This is a genomic window from Bradyrhizobium sp. 4 (assembly GCF_023100905.1).
Lineage (GTDB): Bacteria > Pseudomonadota > Alphaproteobacteria > Rhizobiales > Xanthobacteraceae > Bradyrhizobium.
In genome coordinates this window covers 6,547,027-6,563,775 of the sequence record NZ_CP064686.1, presented here as the reverse complement: position 1 = coordinate 6,563,775, position 16,749 = coordinate 6,547,027, and the positions used below count along the sequence as shown (strand labels likewise).

At 64.5% G+C, this 16,749-nt stretch carries 16 protein-coding genes; 9 read left to right on the top strand and 7 right to left on the bottom strand.

The window, feature by feature from the left end; all coding sequences use genetic code 11:
- Positions 1-110: 110 nt before the first annotated feature.
- The 3 genes from IVB45_RS31340 (at position 111) to IVB45_RS31330 (ending at position 4,569) form a co-directional block, all read left to right on the top strand.
- A complete protein-coding gene (locus IVB45_RS31340; protein ID WP_247358054.1) occupies positions 111-1,076 on the top strand; it encodes a VOC family protein in 966 nt (321 codons plus the stop codon).
- Positions 1,077-1,136: 60 nt separating this feature from the next.
- Positions 1,137-2,012 (top strand): dihydrodipicolinate synthase family protein, encoded by an 876-nt coding sequence (locus tag IVB45_RS31335; protein ID WP_247358055.1) that lies wholly within the window; start codon positions 1,137-1,139, stop codon positions 2,010-2,012.
- A 232-nt stretch (positions 2,013-2,244) separates the two neighbouring features.
- Positions 2,245-4,569, top strand: a complete 2,325-nt coding sequence (locus IVB45_RS31330; RefSeq protein ID WP_247358056.1) for a xanthine dehydrogenase family protein molybdopterin-binding subunit — start codon at positions 2,245-2,247, stop codon at positions 4,567-4,569.
- A 90-nt stretch (positions 4,570-4,659) separates the two neighbouring features.
- On the opposite strand, the gene IVB45_RS31325 is transcribed toward IVB45_RS31330, so the two are convergent.
- The 3 genes from IVB45_RS31325 to IVB45_RS31315 are packed head-to-tail and all read right to left on the bottom strand — an operon-like array spanning position 4,660 to position 7,880.
- On the bottom strand, positions 4,660-5,856 hold the full coding sequence (locus IVB45_RS31325) for an acyl-CoA dehydrogenase family protein (protein ID WP_247358057.1): 1,197 nt from the start codon (positions 5,854-5,856) through the stop codon (positions 4,660-4,662).
- A gap of 15 nt (positions 5,857-5,871) precedes the next feature.
- Positions 5,872-7,020 carry an acyl-CoA dehydrogenase gene (locus tag IVB45_RS31320; protein ID WP_247358058.1) on the bottom strand — a complete coding sequence of 383 codons (1,149 nt, stop codon included), beginning with the start codon at positions 7,018-7,020 and terminating at the stop codon, positions 5,872-5,874.
- A 5-nt stretch (positions 7,021-7,025) separates the two neighbouring features.
- The gene (locus IVB45_RS31315; protein ID WP_247358059.1) at positions 7,026-7,880 is read right to left on the bottom strand and encodes an enoyl-CoA hydratase; all 855 of its coding nucleotides are present in this window, start codon (positions 7,878-7,880) and stop codon (positions 7,026-7,028) included.
- A 185-nt stretch (positions 7,881-8,065) separates the two neighbouring features.
- Here IVB45_RS31315 and IVB45_RS31310 point away from each other — a divergent pair, with 185 nt between their 5' ends.
- From IVB45_RS31310 to IVB45_RS31300, 3 genes are all read left to right on the top strand, one after another.
- Positions 8,066-8,668 (top strand): LemA family protein, encoded by a 603-nt coding sequence (locus IVB45_RS31310; RefSeq protein WP_247282472.1) that lies wholly within the window; start codon positions 8,066-8,068, stop codon positions 8,666-8,668.
- A 132-nt stretch (positions 8,669-8,800) separates the two neighbouring features.
- A complete protein-coding gene (locus tag IVB45_RS31305; RefSeq protein ID WP_247358060.1) occupies positions 8,801-9,691 on the top strand; it encodes a YgcG family protein in 891 nt (296 codons plus the stop codon).
- Positions 9,692-9,695: 4 nt separating this feature from the next.
- Positions 9,696-10,193: a TPM domain-containing protein gene (locus IVB45_RS31300; RefSeq protein WP_247358061.1), complete on the top strand. Its 498-nt coding sequence runs from the start codon at positions 9,696-9,698 to the stop codon at positions 10,191-10,193.
- Between the two features lie 157 nt (positions 10,194-10,350).
- Here the strand turns inward: IVB45_RS31300 and IVB45_RS31295 are convergent, their stop codons facing one another.
- On the bottom strand, positions 10,351-11,163 hold the full coding sequence (locus IVB45_RS31295) for an MBL fold metallo-hydrolase (RefSeq protein ID WP_247282469.1): 813 nt from the start codon (positions 11,161-11,163) through the stop codon (positions 10,351-10,353).
- A complete protein-coding gene (locus IVB45_RS31290; protein WP_247358062.1) occupies positions 11,160-11,531 on the bottom strand; it encodes a Crp/Fnr family transcriptional regulator in 372 nt (123 codons plus the stop codon). The genes IVB45_RS31295 and IVB45_RS31290 overlap by 4 nt, the downstream gene beginning before the upstream one ends.
- 289 nt (positions 11,532-11,820) lie before the next feature.
- Between IVB45_RS31290 and IVB45_RS31285 the strand changes: the two genes are divergently transcribed.
- The 3 genes from IVB45_RS31285 (at position 11,821) to IVB45_RS31275 (ending at position 14,721) form a co-directional block, all read left to right on the top strand.
- Entirely contained in the window at positions 11,821-12,816 is a 996-nt protein-coding gene (locus IVB45_RS31285; protein WP_247358124.1) for a hypothetical protein, read from the top strand.
- A 94-nt stretch (positions 12,817-12,910) separates the two neighbouring features.
- Positions 12,911-14,458, top strand: a complete 1,548-nt coding sequence (locus tag IVB45_RS31280; protein ID WP_247358063.1) for a hypothetical protein — start codon at positions 12,911-12,913, stop codon at positions 14,456-14,458.
- Positions 14,459-14,556: 98 nt separating this feature from the next.
- Positions 14,557-14,721 carry a hypothetical protein gene (locus IVB45_RS31275; protein ID WP_197031092.1) on the top strand — a complete coding sequence of 55 codons (165 nt, stop codon included), beginning with the start codon at positions 14,557-14,559 and terminating at the stop codon, positions 14,719-14,721.
- 9 nt (positions 14,722-14,730) lie between these two features.
- Here IVB45_RS31275 and IVB45_RS31270 read toward each other — a convergent pair whose 3' ends face one another.
- Together IVB45_RS31270 and IVB45_RS31265 are read right to left on the bottom strand one after the other, a co-directional pair.
- Complete coding sequence (locus tag IVB45_RS31270) at positions 14,731-15,378, bottom strand: glutathione S-transferase family protein (protein ID WP_247358064.1); 648 nt, start codon at positions 15,376-15,378, stop codon at positions 14,731-14,733.
- 150 nt (positions 15,379-15,528) lie between these two features.
- Positions 15,529-16,734 carry a CoA transferase gene (locus tag IVB45_RS31265; protein ID WP_247358065.1) on the bottom strand — a complete coding sequence of 402 codons (1,206 nt, stop codon included), beginning with the start codon at positions 16,732-16,734 and terminating at the stop codon, positions 15,529-15,531.
- Positions 16,735-16,749 lie beyond the last annotated feature (15 nt).

The following is a 16,749-nucleotide window of genomic DNA, read 5'->3' as shown; positions in this document are numbered from 1 at the left end:
AGCTGATTCATAAGACCACTGCCGACGAACATGTGATTGGGAGCCGCTCACGGGAACGTGTAGCAATCGCGAAATTGCGCCGCCTTCACGATTTTCAGCGAGCCTGACCGATGACCATCGACCTCACCCGCCGCACCCTGCTTCAACTCGCCGGCGCCACCTCGCTGGCAATGGCGGCTGCGGGCGCGGCGCGCGCCGAGGGCGCACCGCAGGGCGGCGGGCCGACCTACGCCAGCCGCACGCCGATGCGGGTCGGCATGGTGACGCTGCGAGTGAAGAACCTCGACAAGGTCGCCGACTACTATCGCGACGTGATCGGCCTCACCGTAATGGAGCGCTCTGCCAGCGCCGCCAAGCTCGGCACAGCCGGTATCACGCTGCTGGTGCTCGAGGCCCGTTCCGATGCCACAATCGAGCCGCGCAGCGCCGCGGGCCTCTATCACACCGCCTTCCTGATGCCGACCCGCAAGGACCTGGCGCGCTGGCTGGTGGCAGCCGCTTCGCATCGCGTGCCGCTTTCGGGCTTTGCCGATCACCTCGTCAGCGAATCCGTCTATCTTGACGATCCCGAAGGCAACGGGATCGAGGTCTATGCCGACCGCGATCCCTCGCAATGGCAGTGGAGCGAGGGCAGCGTGAAGATGGCGGCCGACGAGCTCAACATTCCCGACCTGCTGTCGCTGACCAATACGCGCGTGCCTGATTATGCCAAGGCGCCGGACGGTCTGCGCATCGGCCACATGCATCTGCGCGTCGGCGACCTCGCGCAGGCCGAGCGCTTCTACCACGGTGCCATCGGCCTGGACCCGACCCGCAGCCGCAACGGTGCCGCGTTCCTGTCGTCGGGCCGCTACCACCATCACCTCGGCATGAACGTCTGGCAGAGCCAGGGTGCCGGCCAACGCGACGATCAGGCAACAGGGCTCGCCTGGTTCTCGCTGGTGACGGAGAAGCCGGACCTGCTTGCCGCGCAGGACGAGCGCCTGCGCAAGGGAGGCGCGAAAGTCACATCGCTTGCCAATGGCGTGGAGGCGATCGATCCCTGGGGCACGCGGGTGCGGTTGATCAGGGTTTGATCGCCTGCGCCGGCGTTGCTAAGACCCGTCAGGTGCAAACCAGTCTCCGGGTCCCCTGACATGCCCGATTTTCGCGGTGTCTTCCCCTATCTCGTCTCGCCGGTCGATGCCGACGGCGTGGTGCGGACGAACGTCCTCGCAAAGCTCTGCGACGATCTGATCGGCGCCGGCGTCCATGGTCTGACCCCGCTCGGCTCGACCGGCGAGTTCGCCTATCTCAACGCCGCCCAACGCACCGCGGTGGTGCAGGCCACGATCGAAGCGGCAAAGGGACGTGTGCCTGTGGTTGCGGGCGTTGCCTCCACCTCGACGGCTGACGCGGTGGCGCAGGCGATAGCGTATCAGAAGCTCGGCGCCGACGGCATTCTGGCTATCCTGGAAGCCTATTTCCCGCTCGCCGACGCTCAAATCGAATCCTATTTCCGCGCCATCGCCGATGCCGTGGACATCCCGGTCGTCATCTACACCAATCCCCAATTCCAGCGCTCTGATCTCACCCTCGACGTCATCGCGCGCCTCGCCGAGCATCCGCGCATCGGCTACATCAAGGACGCCTCGACCAATACCGGCCGGCTGCTCTCGATCATGAACCGCTGCGGCGATGCCTTGCGGGTGTTCTCGGCCTCCGCCCATATCCCCGCCGCGGTGATGCTAATCGGCGGGCTCGGCTGGATGGCGGGGCCCGCCCGCATCATCCCGCGCCAGAGCGTCGCGCTGTACGACCTCTGCAAGGCCGGTCGCTGGGACGAGGCGATGGCGCTCCAGCGCAGGCTGTGGCGCATCAACGAGGCTTTTGCCCGCTTCAACCTGGCGGCTTGCATCAAGGCCGGATTGGCCTTCCAGGGCTACGACGTCGGCGATCCCGTCCCGCCGCAGGCCGCACTCACCGCCGATGCGCGCAAGATCGTGGAAGCGGCCCTGCGGGAGTTGGCGTAGCCGGTCCCCTCGTTGTCATGGCCGGGCATAGCCGTCCGAAGGACGGCGTCGCTTTCGCTCGCCTATGTCCCGGCCATCCACGCGCCTCCACACGAAAGTACGTGGATGCCCGGGACAAGCCCGGGCATGACGAAATCGCGGATATACCGCCTAAAAGCGCGGCTGGTATGCCCTTGATCGATCCGCTAAAAGGCGGCCCGCACTTTCGAAAAGAGCCTGAGGACCCCACGGAATGAACATTCTTCCCGGCAATTTGCGTTTCGGAGCGGGGCAACCCGTCAAGCGTTTGGAAGACCAGCGGCTGCTCACCGGGAAGGGGCAGTTCATCGACGACAAGCCGGAAGATGGCGCGCTGTGGCTGTACCTGCTGCGCTCGCCGCATGCCCACGCGAAGATCGTCTCGATCGACACCAGCGCCGCCACTGCGATGCCCGGCGTGACCGCGGTGTACACCGGCGCCGACCTCATCAAGGACGACATCGGCGTCATCCCGACCTTGAGCATCTTCAAGCGCCCCGACGGCAAGCCGATGACGGTGCCGCCACGCCGCCTGCTGGCGCACGAAATCGTACGCTATGCCGGCGAAGCCGTGGCCGCCGTAGTGGCCTTCTCGCGTGCCGACGCGCAGAGCGCAGCCGAAGCGATCGTGGTCGAATATGACGTGCAGCCGGCGGTGGTCGATCCCGTCGAGGCGGTCAAGCCCGGCGCGCCATTGGTGTGGCCGGAGGCGCCCGACAACGTCGTCGGCGCGATGGCTTACGGCGATGCCGCCAAGGTGGACGAAGCTTTTGCCAAGGCGGCGCATACCGTCGAGCTCGATCTCGTCAGCCAGCGCCTGGTGCCGTCAGCCATGGAGCCGCGCTCGACCATTGCCGAGATCGACAAGAAATCCGGCCGCCTCCTGCTGCATGTGCAGTCGCAGACGCCCGCCTCGACTCGCGACGTGCTGGCCGAGGCCGTACTGAAGCGTCCGAAGGACAGCGTTCGCGTGCTGGTCGGCGATATCGGCGGCGGCTTTGGCCAGAAGACCAACCTCTATCCCGAAGACGGCATCGTCGCCTATGCCGCAACCAAGCTGAACAAAAAAATCCGCTGGCGCGGGGACCGCACCGACGAATTCGTCGGCGGCACCCATGGCCGCGATCTGACTTCGACCGCTTCCTTCGCACTCGACGAGAAAGGCAAGGTGCTGGCCTATCGCGTCAGCTCGATCGGCTGCACCGGCGCGTATTCCTCGGGCGCGGCCAACATCATTCCGCTGGTGCTGGGCCCGTTCGTGCAGACCGGCGTCTACGATCTGCCGCTGGTGCATTTCGAGGTGAAGTCGGTGATGACTCACACGGCGCCGGTCGGTGCCTATCGCGGTGCGGGCCGGCCCGAGGCCGTGTTCATCGTCGAGCGCCTGTTCGATGCGGCCGCACGAAAAATCGGCATGGATCCGCGCGCGATCCGGAAAGCCAACTACATCAAGCCGGCGCAACTGCCATATACCAATGCTGCCGGCCAGGTTTACGATTCCGGCGCCTTCGCGCACATGCTCGACCGTGCCGTGAAGCTCGCCGACTGGGACGGCTTTGCCGCGCGCAAGAAGGCGGCGAAGAAGAAGGGCCTGCTCTACGGCCGCGGGCTCACCTCCTATATCGAATGGACCGGCGGCCGCGCTCACACCGAGAAGGTCAGCCTGCACGCGACGTCGGAAGGTCGCGTCGTGCTGCATTCCGGGACCATGGCGATGGGGCAGGGGTTGCAGACCACCTACACCCAGATGATCTCCGACACGCTCGGCATTGCCATGGACAAGATCGACGTGGTCCAGGGCGACACCGATCTGGCGACGGGCTTTGGCAGCGTCGGCTCGCGGTCGCTGTTCGTCGGCGGCACGGCGGTCGCGGTCTCCTCCAACGATCTGATCCAGAAGGCGCGCGAGAAGGCGGCGAACGTGCTGGAGACCTCGATCGAAGACATCGAGTACCAGGGCGGCATGCTCACCGTGGTCGGCACCGACCGCCGCATCAGCCTGTTCGATATTGCAGAGAAGGAGAGCGGCGCAAAACTCAGCGTCGATTCCGAAGGCGAGGTCGATGGTCCGAGCTGGCCGAACGGCACGCATATCTGCGAGGTCGAGATCGATCCGGAGACCGGCGTCTCCAAGGTCGTGCGCTACACGACCGTCGACGACGTCGGTGTCGCCGTGAACCCGATGCTGGTCACCGGCCAGATCCATGGGGGTGTCGCACAAGGCATCGGCCAGGCGCTGTATGAGGGCGTGTCCTATGATGCCGACGGACAGCTGCTCACCGCAAGCTACCAGGACTACTGCATCCCGCGCGCCGACGACGTTCCGCCGATCGTGGTGACGCTCGATGATTCCGCGCCCTGCCGCACCAATCCGCTCGGCGCCAAGGGCTGCGGCGAATCCGGCGCCATTGGCGGTCCCCCCTGCGTCACCAACGGCGTGATGGATGCGCTCGCCGAGCTCGGCATCACCCAGCTCAACACGCCCTTGACGCCGCAGAAGATCTGGCAGGCGATCAAGGACGCGAAGGTGGGCGGTTAGCGGCCATTCTCGTGCTGGCTGTCGCCACAAATCCAACTCGTCGTCCCGGCCCTCGCCGGGACGACACCGAGGGTGAGGAAAAAGTTCGCGCTAAATCCCCAACATCATCTTCGCAATAATATCGCGCTGGATCTCCGAGGTGCCGCCGAAGATCGTGTAGGCGCGCCCGTTCAAATATTCCGGCATCACCGTCAGCATCTCCTCCGGCATCGCCGGCTCGTGGTTGAGCCTGTAGAGCGGGCGCATCGGCTCGACCGCGAGGGCGTCATGGCCGATCACGTCTGCGCCGAGCCGGGTCACGGCCTGCCGGATCTCGCTGTTGCGCAGCTTCAGGATCGACGACACCGCGCCGGGATTCTGTCCGGTCTGCAGCGCCGACAGCACGCGCAGCTCGGTCATCTCCAGCGCGTCGATGTCGACCTCGACCTCGGAGATGCGCGTCGCGATATCAGCACTGTCGATCGCGCGGCCCGTCAAGTCGGACTCGGCGAGATCCGCGATCGCCTTCAGCCCTTCGCGCAATTTTGCCGACGCAATGCCGGAGCCGCGCTCGAACTCGAGCAGATACTTGCCGTAGGTCCAGCCCTTGCCCTCCTCGCCGACGCGGTTCGCCACGGGAATGCGCACGTCGTCGAAGAATACCTGGTTGACCTCGTGGTCGCCGCCGATGGTGAGGATGGGGCGGGTCGTGATGCCCGGCGTCTTCATGTCGATCAGGATGAAGCTGATGCCGTCCTGCTGCCGCGGGCCGTCGCTGGTGCGCACCAGCGCGAACATGCGGTTGGCGTGATGGGCATGCGTGGTCCAGATCTTGGTGCCGTTGATGATGTAGTCGTCGCCGTCGCGCACCGCGCGCGTCTTCAGCGAGGAGAGATCGGAGCCGGAGCCCGGCTCGGAATAGCCCTGGCACCAATAATCCTCGCCGGACAGAATGCGCGGCAGGTAGAAGTTCTTCTGCTCCGCCGAGCCGAAGCCGATGATGACGGGGCCGACCATCTTCACGCCCATCACGTTGACATTGGGCACGCCGGCCCGCGCGCTTTCGGTCTCGAAGATCCAGCGCTGCGCCGGCGTCCAGTCGGGACCGCCGTGCTCGACCGGCCAGCCCGGCGCGCCCCAGCCTTGCTTGTGCAGCGTGCGCTGCCAGGCCATGCCGATATCGGGGTCGGAGAACACCGACGGCGTCAGCGCGGTCGCGCGCTTCATCTCCTCGGTGAGATTTTTTGCAATAAAGCCGCGCACCTCGTCCTGGAAGGCGCGCTCCTCGGCATTGAACGACAGGTCCATGATGCGCTCCTTGTGTCAGGCCGGCACGGTGCCGCGGCCAAGCCGGGCGTGGCGGCCATAGTGGTGCGCGCTGCCGCCGAACAACGTGTCGAACGCGACCAGCCGCTTGAAATAAGCGCCGACCTCGAGCTCCTCGGTGACGCCCATGCCGCCGTGAAGCTGGATCGACTGCTCGCCGACGAAACGCGCGGATCTGCCGATCTTCGCCTTCGCGCCCGACGCCGCCCGCGCGCGCTCGACCGGATCGGCGTCGACCTTCAGCGCGGCGCGCAGCGCCATCGAACGCGCTTCGTCGACCTGCACCGCCATGTCGGCGAGGCGGTGGCGGATCACCTGATTGGCCGAGAGCGGCCGGCCGAATTGCTTTCGGATCTTTGTGTACTCCAGCGTGGTGTCCAGCAGCACCTGCATGATGCCGACGGCCTCGGCGCTAAGCGCAGCCATGGCGCGGTCAACGGCCCATTCGATTGCCGGCAGCGCGTCATGCCCATTGCCGAGCAAGGCATCCTCCAGCAGTTGCACGTCCGACAGCTCGATGTTGCAGGCCCGTCCGCCGCCGAGGCGCTCGTAGTCGGAGATCGCAACACGCGGCGTCGTCGCCGGCATCAGGAACAGGCCAATGCGGCCGGATGACCCCTGATGATCATGGATATGCGCGGAGACGATGAGCTCGTCGGCGGCATGGCCGTCGAGCACGGCAATCTTGCTGCCGGTGAGGCGCCAGCCTTGCGCCGTCTTGTGAGCGGTGGTCGCGACCTTGCCGAGGTCGAACCGCGCCGCGCGCTCGGAATGCGCGAGCGCAAGCTTCAACGATCCCTCCGCGATCTTCGGCAGGATTGCCTGCTTCTGCGCCGTGCTGCCGCACCGCTCGATCAACGCAGCGCCAAGCACGACCGTCGCGATATACGGCTCCGACACCAGCCCGCGGCCGAAGGCTTCCATCAGAATGCCGATCTCGACCGCGCTGCCGCCGAGCCCGCCAAACTCTTCCGCGATCGGCAATGCCAGCCAACCGAGCTCGGCAAATTGCATCCACACCCCCGGACTGAAGCCGAGCGGATCGTTCGCCATCTTGCGGCGGTGATCGGCATCGTAGCTTTCGGCCACGAAGCGCCCCGCGCTTTCGCGCAGCAGCCGTTGCTCGTCGGTGAGATTGAGATCCATCGTATCTACTCCGCGGCCGCCGGCGGCTTGCGCACGGAGGGGTGCAGGCCGGATGGATCGACTACCATGCCGAATTCCTGAAGATTATGCGCGTGACAGAGCTGATGCAGCGCAAAGGCCTGGTCGATTGCGGCCGGTTGGCCCATCACGTCAACCGAACGATTCACCGCCTCCTTGGTCAGCTTCAGCGCAAAGGACGGTTTTGACGCGATTTTGCGCGCCAGCGCCAGCACGGCGGATGACAGCTCTGCGCGCGGCACGACCCGGTTGACCATCCCGAGTCGGTGCGCCTCCTGCGCGCTCCAGCTATCGGCCGTGAACAGAAATTCCTTGGCCTTGCGCGGGCCGAGCTCCCAGGGATGCACGAACCATTCGACGCCGCAGACACCCATGGTGACCACGGGATCGCAGAACTGCGCATCGTCGCTGGCGATGATGAGATCGCAGGCCCAGGCCAGCATCAGGCCGCCGGCGATGCACTTGCCGTGCACCTCTGCAATGGTCGGCTTGGCGAGGTTGCGCCAGCGCCGCGTGATCTGGAGATAGATCTCCTGCTCGCGCGCGTAGCGGCCATGAGCGTTTGCTTCGGCGAAGCCGCCCCAATTTCCGATCGGCGGAAAATCCACGCCCGCTTCATTCTTGCTGCCGGGTCGCAGGTCATGGCCTGAGGAGAAGTGCGGACCATTGCCGGCGAGAATGATCACCTTAACCGCGTCGTCCTGCACCGCCTGATCGAAGGCGGCGTTGAGATCGTAGGTCATTTGCAGGTTCTGCGCGTTGCGCGCGTCGGGCCGGTTCATCACGACCCGGACAATCGCCGGCTCCGGCCTCTCCACGAGGATGGTCTCGAACGAGCTCATCGCGTTCCCTTGGCGTTCCCGACCTGGCATTATTGTTCCCTCAAGTTGACTATTACAGCCAGGATTAAGCAAGAGGCTTGCGTACATCGGCTGCTTTTCGCAGGCCACGGCCAGGACGCAAGATGGTCTGGCATCTCGCGCGCGCAATCTGGTAGCTTGCGCCCGATTCCACCGGGAGAAATTTGATGCGCAAGATCCTGACCGTGCTGGCGGCGCTGGCCTCGTTGAGCCTCACCAATTGCGGCTATAACGCGATCCAGAGCGAGGACGAGCAGATCAAGGCCAACTGGTCCGAGGTCGTGAACCAGTATCAGCGCCGCGCCGATCTCGTGCCCAACCTCGTCAACTCGGTGAAGGGTTTTGCGCAGCAGGAGAAGGATGTGCTGCTCGGCGTCACCAATGCCCGCGCCAAGGTCGGCAGCATCCAGGCGACGCCCGAGGTGCTGAACGATCCCGCCGCATTCCAGAAATTCCAGGCGGCGCAGGGCGAGCTCTCCGGCGCGCTGTCCCGGCTGCTCGTGGTCACCGAGAACTACCCGCAGCTCAAGTCGGATGCGCTGTTCAAGGATCTGATGTCGCAGCTCGAGGGCACCGAGAACCGCATCACGGTGGCGCGCAACCGCTACATCAAGGCGGTGCAGGACTACAACGTCACCATCCGTTCGTTCCCGAGCAACGTCACTGCCATGATGTTCGGCTACAAGGAGAAGCCGAACTTCTCGGTCGCAAACGAGAAGGAAATCTCGACCGCACCGAAGGTCGATTTCAATCCGGCGCCATCGAAGTAAGTGCCTTCGACCCCGATGCATGCCCCACCCGCCACTGTCATTCCCCGCGAAAGCGGGGAATCCAGTACGCCGCGGCTTCACCGTATCCCGCTGGCGTCTCTGGAATACTGGATCGCCCGGTCGAGCCGGGCGATGACAGCGAGTGTGTGGTGGCGTGTTGCCATCACGGTCGCGCTCCTGTTCACCCTTGCGCTTCCCGCCTCAGCCGATGTCGCCATACCTCAGCTCACCGGCCGCGTGGTCGATCAGACCGGCACGCTCTCCAGCGGCGACATCGCCGCGCTATCGCAAAAGCTGCAGGACTTCGAGACCCGCAAAGGCAGCCAGCTCGTCGTCCTGATCGTGCCGACGACGGATCCGGAGACCATTGAGCAGTTCGCGATCCGCGTTGCTGAGGCCTGGAAGATCGGACGCAAGAAGATCGATGACGGCGCCATTCTCGTGGTGGCCAAGAACGACCGGCACCTCCGCATTGAGGTCGGTTACGGCCTCGAGGGCGCGCTCACCGACGTCACGTCGCGGCGCATCATCGACGAAGCCATCACGCCGAAATTCAGGAGTGGCGATTTCGCCGGCGGTATCACGGCGGGCGTCGATCGCATGATCCGCGTCATCGATGGCGAGCCGCTGCCGACGCCCTCGCGGAGCGTGAATTTCGGCGATTGGAACGACATCGAGCCGCTTTTTTTCTTTCTGCTGTTCGGCCCGCTGGTCATCGGCGGCATCCTGCGCTCCATGTTCGGGCGGCTGTTCGGTTCGGGGATAACCGGAGCGATCGTTGGTGTCATCGCCTGGTTCGTGATCGGCTCTGCGGTCATTGGACTGGGTGTCGGTTTGCTCGGCGCTGTCCTGACGTTTATTGCCGATCTGTTTGGGGCGGGATCGGGCACGGGATCCTCGCGTCGCGGCTCGTGGTCGAGCGGCTCGTCATCCGGCGGCTGGAGCAGCGGGTCGTCGTCGAGCGGCGGCTTCAGCGGCGGTGGCGGCAGCTTTGGCGGCGGCGGTGCTTCGGGGAGCTGGTAGGTTCATGAGCATCAGGCGCATCACCCGGCATCTGCTCCAGCATCATTGGCGTGCCAAGCAGGTGTTTCCGAAAGACGTGCTCGACCGCATCGAGCAGGCGATCAAGCGTGGCGAAGCCATGCATTCCGGCCAGGTGCGGTTCGTGGTCGAAGGCGCGCTCGATGGCGGTCCGCTGTTTCGCAACCAGCCGGCGCGCGAGCGGGCGCTCGACGTCTTCTCGCAGCTGCGCATCTGGGACACCGCACACAACAATGGCGTCCTGATCTATCTCCTGCTCGCCGACCGCGATGTCGAGATCATCGCCGATCGCGGTATCGATGCGAAAGTTGGCGCCGAGGGCTGGGAGAGCATCTGCCGCGCGATGGAGGCGGAGTTCAGGTCAGGGCAATTCGAGCGCGGCGTGATCGGCGGGATCGAGGCGGTGTCTCAGGAGCTGGCAAAGCACTTTCCGGCAAGCGGCCCGCATGCGAACGAGTTGCCGGATGCGCCGGTGGTGATGTAGTCCCGGCTGATAACCCGACACTCCGTCATTGCGAGCGTAGTGAAGCAATCCAGACTGTCTCCTCCGCGGGACTCTGGATTGCTTCGCTGCGCTCGCAATGACGATGCTGAAGCGCCGTGCTTCTTTCGCAAAGAGTCACACGCAGCCGCCGGCCCACCTAATCATCCAGCTTGTTCAGATCCCGCACCGACTGCATGATCGGCTCGAAGTTCGAGCGCGCATCAAGCGCGTCGAACAGTTGCGCGGTGTCGTCCAGCAATCCATGCGACCTAGCAATCGCGATGCGGACGTCTTGCTGCGGTGTGTCCGACAGGCGCCCGTGCCCGGACAGCAGGATCTTCGAGTCCAGCCCCTTCAGCCGCTCCAGCGATTCGATGTAGTCGGCGATGCTGCCCGAGCCGAACACGCCGCCCATCACGCCGCCGGGCATGAGCGTATCGGCGGCGAACAACAGCCCCTTGTCCTGGTCGAACAGCGTGATGCAGGCCGAGGTGTGGCCGGGCGTGTGCATCACGTTGAGACGGAAATTGCCGAGGTCGATCAAATTACCCTCCTCGAGCCAGATGTCGATATTAACAGGCACGTTCGGCTCGTTGAACATCTTCCGCAGCATCGAGAAGTCGTCGCGCAGCATGATCTTGTTGGCGGCGAGGCGATGGGCGGCGACGAAGGTGCGACGCTCGTTGAAGTGCCACGCCGCGCCGATGTGGTCGAGATGCTCGTGGCTGAGCACCACCATGTCGATCTTCTCCGGCGGGCAGCCGACGAAGTTCAGGCATTCGACCATCGCCGCATAATTCGAGGACAGCCCGGTATCGATCAGGATGGTCCGCGCCGAGCCGCGCACGAGATAGACGTTGGCGGCGCGATTGGAGAAACGGATCTGGTAGACGTCGTCCGCCGCCTGGATCAGCGAGCAGGTGTCGTTCTTCATCAGGACCGGAAAGGCCGTCGGCTTGCCGTCGCTCATGATTGGGCTGGCCGGTAGCTGACCGCGTTGGCGGCGCGCAGGCGTTTCGACAGCGCGTCCATCACCATCAGCGCAAACGCCGGCTGCTGGCTGACGAGATAGACGAAGCGGGCGTGGTTGACCCTCATCACCTTGGTGTTCGGCGCCGCCGCGATTGCGGTCGCCGAACGTGCGGAGCCGTCGATCACGGCCATCTCGCCGAAGAATTCGCCCTTGCCGAGTTTGATGATGCTGGTCTTGCTGGCGCCGCTGAACTTGGCGATCTCGACCTCCCCGTCGAGGACAACGTACAGCTCGCGGCCGGTCGAGCCTTCCTCGAAGATGATGTCGTCGACGCCAAACTCGTTGATGCACTTCTCGATCGTCATGACACCCCCCAAGCGCCTCTGCAGCCGTTCTGGCTGACAGGCAGTCATGTTAGCGGGGTAACAGGGGCGGGCAAACAGCCTGTTCTGGCGGGAGCGTGCCCTACCGCAGGGCAGCATCGGCTGACGATTTGTTGCACGCCGTCACACCGGTTCCACTTTCCCGGCCCAATTCGGCCCCGGATGAGTTCCTAAAATTTTGGTAAGCGGGTCCGCAGGTAAGGAATTCGCAAGCAATGAAAGTTACCAAAAGGTCAACCGAGACTGGAGTATTTGAGCCGTGAGCGAACCAATGCCCGAGCAGGCCGCCCAGGATACTGGCGTCGTCGTAGCCGCAGCGACCGTGCCGCAGGCCATCGAGGCTGCTGCCGGCATCGAGGCCCCCTCGATTGCCCCCGACCACGAGACGCCGCCGAAGCCTGATCCGGTCAAGCCCGATCCAATCAAGGTCGAACCCCCAAAAATCGAGGCATCGAGGATCGAGACGCCGAAGTTCGAAACCAAAGCCGAGCCCAAGCCCGAAACCAGGTCCGAGCCAAAGCCCGGCAAGCTCATCGTCATGGCACCCGCGGAGCGGTCTTGGGGCGGTGAGGAGTTTGCGCCGCATGTGAAGGCGGACGAGCCGCGCGAGACCGGCGGCAAGCGCCGCCTGTCGGCCATGGCCGCGGTGGTGGCGATTGCGGCCAGTGTCGGCGCCATCAGCGGCGCGCTCGCGACCGCAGGGATGATGCACTTCGCAAGCCCCGCGCCGGCACAGGTCGCCGACACCAGCGCGCTGGAATCCTCGGTCGCCCGGATCGATGCCGATGTCGTCGCGCTCAAGGCCAATGTCGAGCACACCTCCAAGACCGGCCTCGGCCAGTTCAACCGGACCAACGACCGTCTCGACAAGCTCGAGAAGGCCCAGGCCGAGCCGATGGCCAAAATCGCGAAGCTGTCCGAGACTGTTGACAAGCTCCGCGCCACTCCGCCGGCGGCGCCCGCCCAGGCCGCAGCCGCCGTGCCGGCCCGTGAGACCACCGGCTCGATCGCACCGGCCCAGGTTGCGACCGCGGCGGCTGCGCCGGCTCCCGCTGTACCCAAGACCGAGGTCGGCCGGTTGCCGACGGTCGAAGGCTGGGTGCTGCGCGACGTCTCCAACGGTGGTGCACTGGTCGAGGGCCGCGGTGGGCTCTACGAGGTTTATGCCGGTGACCCCATCCCGGGCGTTGGCCGTGTCGATGCGATCCGCCGTCAGGACGGCCGCTGGGTGGTCGTCACCAGCAAAGGGCTGATCGTCGCGCGCTGAGCCGCTCGTCATCCGACTTTCGAAGAGGCGCTTCACCACCAGGTGAAGCGCCTTTTTGCTTGAATAGTCGTCCCTGCGCGGTGTTACCTGAGGCATGAGCCGCGCCTTGCGAATTCTCGTTGCTGCTGCCGTATTTTTCGGCGGCATCGTGTCGTTGTTGGCCGCGGAGAACGCGCAACTGGCACGCGGCACGGCGATCACCGATCCCGATCTCCTGCGCGAGCTTGACCAGCACGATGCGCTCACGATCTCACGCCTGTTGTGGCCGGAGCGGAACGCGAACTTTGCGCTGACGACCGATCTGATGTTTTCGTGGCTGTCGCAGCTCAAGGAAATTCGCCCCGCAATCGACGCCGAGATCGACCGCTACGTCGCGCGGCAGAAGGCGGCATATTCGACCGAGACCATCGGCGTCGGCGAGGGCTTCGACGTACAATTGTTCGATCGCGCCAATCTGAAATCCCGCGACACCCGTTTCGTGCTGGCCGGCATCGTCAACCGCATGGACCGGGCCTATGTCTCGGAAGACTCTTGCGGCGAGATCAGGCTGATCTATCGTCTTGCGCGTTTCGAGACCAAACCGGACGGCGGCAGGACAGCCACGCGGCTGCCGATGACGCTCAATCTGGTGATGAAGGCGCGCGACGCGCGCCAGATGGACGGGAGCGGCAAGCCGATCACCTGCGCCGAGGTCGCGCGACGCTGGCTCGGCGATGGCGACTGGCAGGGGCTGATCGGCAGCGACTTCTTCCCTTACGATGCGATGCTCGATCGCATCGAGACCAACGTTCAGATCTCGGTTGCAGCGAAATCGGCGCTGCACGATTTCCGCTCCGACTATCTGCTCAAGGTGTTCAAGTACGACGCCGCCTCCAAGACGTTCGCGGAATCGACGCTGGAGAACCAGATCGACCGCGACCGCATTCTCGCCGACAATGATCTCCGGCGCGACTTCAGGGATTGGCTTCTTGCGCCCGACCATCTTCGCGACTTCGATCGCGGCACGGTGCTGATCCCGGAGAAATTCCTGGCCAAGGCTGCAATCGTGCCGACGCCCGCCGGCCTCGATGCTTCTCCGTTGCAGCCGGAGTTCGGGATGATGCAAGGGGAGGGCAACGGAGAGGGACAAGGCGAGCCGGTCTTCTCCGACAACGACGTGGTTGGTGCGCTGAAGCAAGCTGCTGCGCGCGGGGACATGCCGAACGTCCGCTCGGTCGCGGGCTTCCAGCGCCGCCTCAACGATATCACCTGCGCCGGCTGCCACCAGACCCGCGGCATCGGCGGCTTTCATTTCCCAGGCGTCGACTGGCTTGCGGACAAGCCGTCCAATGCCGCCATCGTGCCGGCCTCGCCGCATTTTCTTGGCGACCAGGTCCGCCGCCGCGACATCCTGACTGCGATGGCCGCAGGCAAACGTCCTGATTTCTCACGTGGATTTGCCAGCCGGCCGCAGACCCGCGGCAGCACTGAGCTGGCCGGGACCGAATATCAGGACGGCTGGGGCGCGCATTGTTCCCTGGAAAATGCGGGATCGGGATCGGCCGACCGGAGTTTTACGTCATGGAACTGTGCTAAAGGATTGACCTGTCAGGCTGCCGCGGCCTCGCGCCGCATCGGCATGTGCTTCATCAAGACGCGTTAGCGCGTGATCCGGACCCGGAGGGCCGCGCAGCGCAAAGTGTGCAGCGGTTTTCCGAAGATCACGCGCAAGATAAAGCCCACAACCGGTTTGGATGACCCATGACGGACTCCAGCGAAGCCAACAAGGAGCGCAATCGCGAGATCGCGCAGAATGAAGAGGCCAAGCAGGTCACCGGCAGCATCCGCGTCAGCACCTGGGCTGTCACGGTCGTCGTCATCATCGGTGGAATCCTGTTCACGCTCGGCTGGCTGGCGCTGAAGTAGTCGGCGCGCTCACTTCGCGTAGTTCGTCATCCGCTTGCCGGGCAGCAGCTCGTAGGCCGGCTTCCACCTGGGCAGTGCCGCCATGCGGCCAAGCCAGGCGTGGATGGCGGGATAGCTTTCCGCGAAATCGAAGCCGTGCTCGTCGCTCGGATAGTGCAGATAGGCCATCATCGAGATATCTGCGATGGTCGGCCTGGTGCCGATCGCGAATTCATTGTGCTGGAGATGGCCGTCGAGAATGCCGAGGAAGTCTTCGAGCCGCCTGCGAAAGTGTTTCAGCACCTGCGGATCGTTGCTTTGCGTGAAGGCGCGCATGAAGCGGTAGGTCGCCATGTAGCCGGTGAGCTTGTGGTTGTCCCAGAACAGCCAGCGCAGCAGCTCGAACTTTTCCTCCTCGGTCTCGGCACCGAAACGCCCGTACTGCTCGGTAAGCTTGAGCAGGAGAGGCGCGGTCTGCGTCATCTTCACACCGTCGACCTCGAGCACGGGAATCTCGCCCATCTCGTTCACGCTCTTGCGCCATTCCGGCGTGCGCGTGACGCCGCCGGCAAAGTCGGTCCAGACCGGCTCGAACCTCTCGCCGCAAAGCGTCAGCATCAGCGCCAGCTTGTAGCTGTTGCCGGATTCGGGGAAGTAGTGCAGGCGGTAGCTGGGCATGGGACCTCGCGATTACTTTGCCGACTATTATACCGCGATCTCCCGACATCGTCATTGCGAGCGTAGCGAAGCAATCCAGCAATGCGTCCGCGGCGGGATTCTGGATTGCTTCGCTGCGCTCGCAATGACGGGGTTGTGGCAGCGTATTGCCTATCCCACCGCTCCCTGCGACCGCAGCTGCTTGATCGCGGCGTCGTCGTATCCCGCGCCGCGCAAAATCTCGTCACTGTGCTCGCCGACGCCGGGCGGCTTGCGCGGCTGCACTTTCTTGGCGCCGTCGATCCAGATCGGGCTGGAGATGGTGAGCATGGTGTCGTTCTCGAACGGCACCAGAACCTCGTTGTCGAGCATCTGCTTGTCGTTCGGGATGTCGTCCAGGATGCCGACGATGCCGAACACGAGTCCGTTGCCGTCGAGGATCTTGCGCCATTCGGCGAGATCCCTGGTCGCGAAGGTCTCGTCAAAGATCTTGATCAGCTCGACGGATCGGGCGTGGCGGTCGGGTTTGGTAGCGAAACGCGGATCGGTGATGAGGTCTTCGCGGCCGAGACACCTGGCCAGCGTCGGAAACTGCTTCTCCTCGCTCAGCAGCGACAGGATCAGCCAGCGGCCGTCCTTGCACTGATAGTGGTTGGCGACCGCGTTCAACGCGCGTTCGCGCGGCCGCCGCTCGGCGAACTTGGCGCCGCAGAGCTTTGCCTGCGCCAGCACGCTCGCAGCCCACACGCCGTTTGCCATCAAATTGGAGGCGACATGCGAGCCCTTGCCGGTCTTCTCACGCTGGTACAGCGCGGTGACGATGGCGCCGTAGAACGCCATGGCGCAGGGATGGTCGCCCATGCCGGCGACCGAGCGGGCCGGCGTCGTGTCGGTGTCGGCGCGGACGAGGTCCATCAGGCCGGAGCGTGCCCAATAGGCGTTGCTGTCGAAGCCGGGCTTGTTGGCCTCTTCGCCCTTTTCGCCATAGCCGGTGAAGGAGGCGTAGATCAGGCGATGATTGAGATGGGCGAGGTGGTCGTAGGTAATGCCGAGCTTGGTGCGCACCGGCGGCGGCATGTTGGTGATGAAGACGTCGGCCTCTTCCACGAGCTTGTAGAGCACGGCCTGCGCCTCCGGCTTTGCGAGGTCGAGCGCGATGCTCTTCTTGTTGCGGGCCTCCAGCAGCCAGGCGAAATTGTGCTCGCTGGTCGGATAGCCCGGAATGTTGGGCAGGTTGCGGTAGGGATCGCCGGCACCGGGCGGCTCGATCTTGACGACATCGGCGCCGAAATCCGACAGCACGGTCGCGGCCGCTGGTGCTGCGATGAAGCTCGCGCAATCCAGCACCTTGAGCCCTGCAAAAATGCCCTTTTCCATCGCGGATTGCTCCCT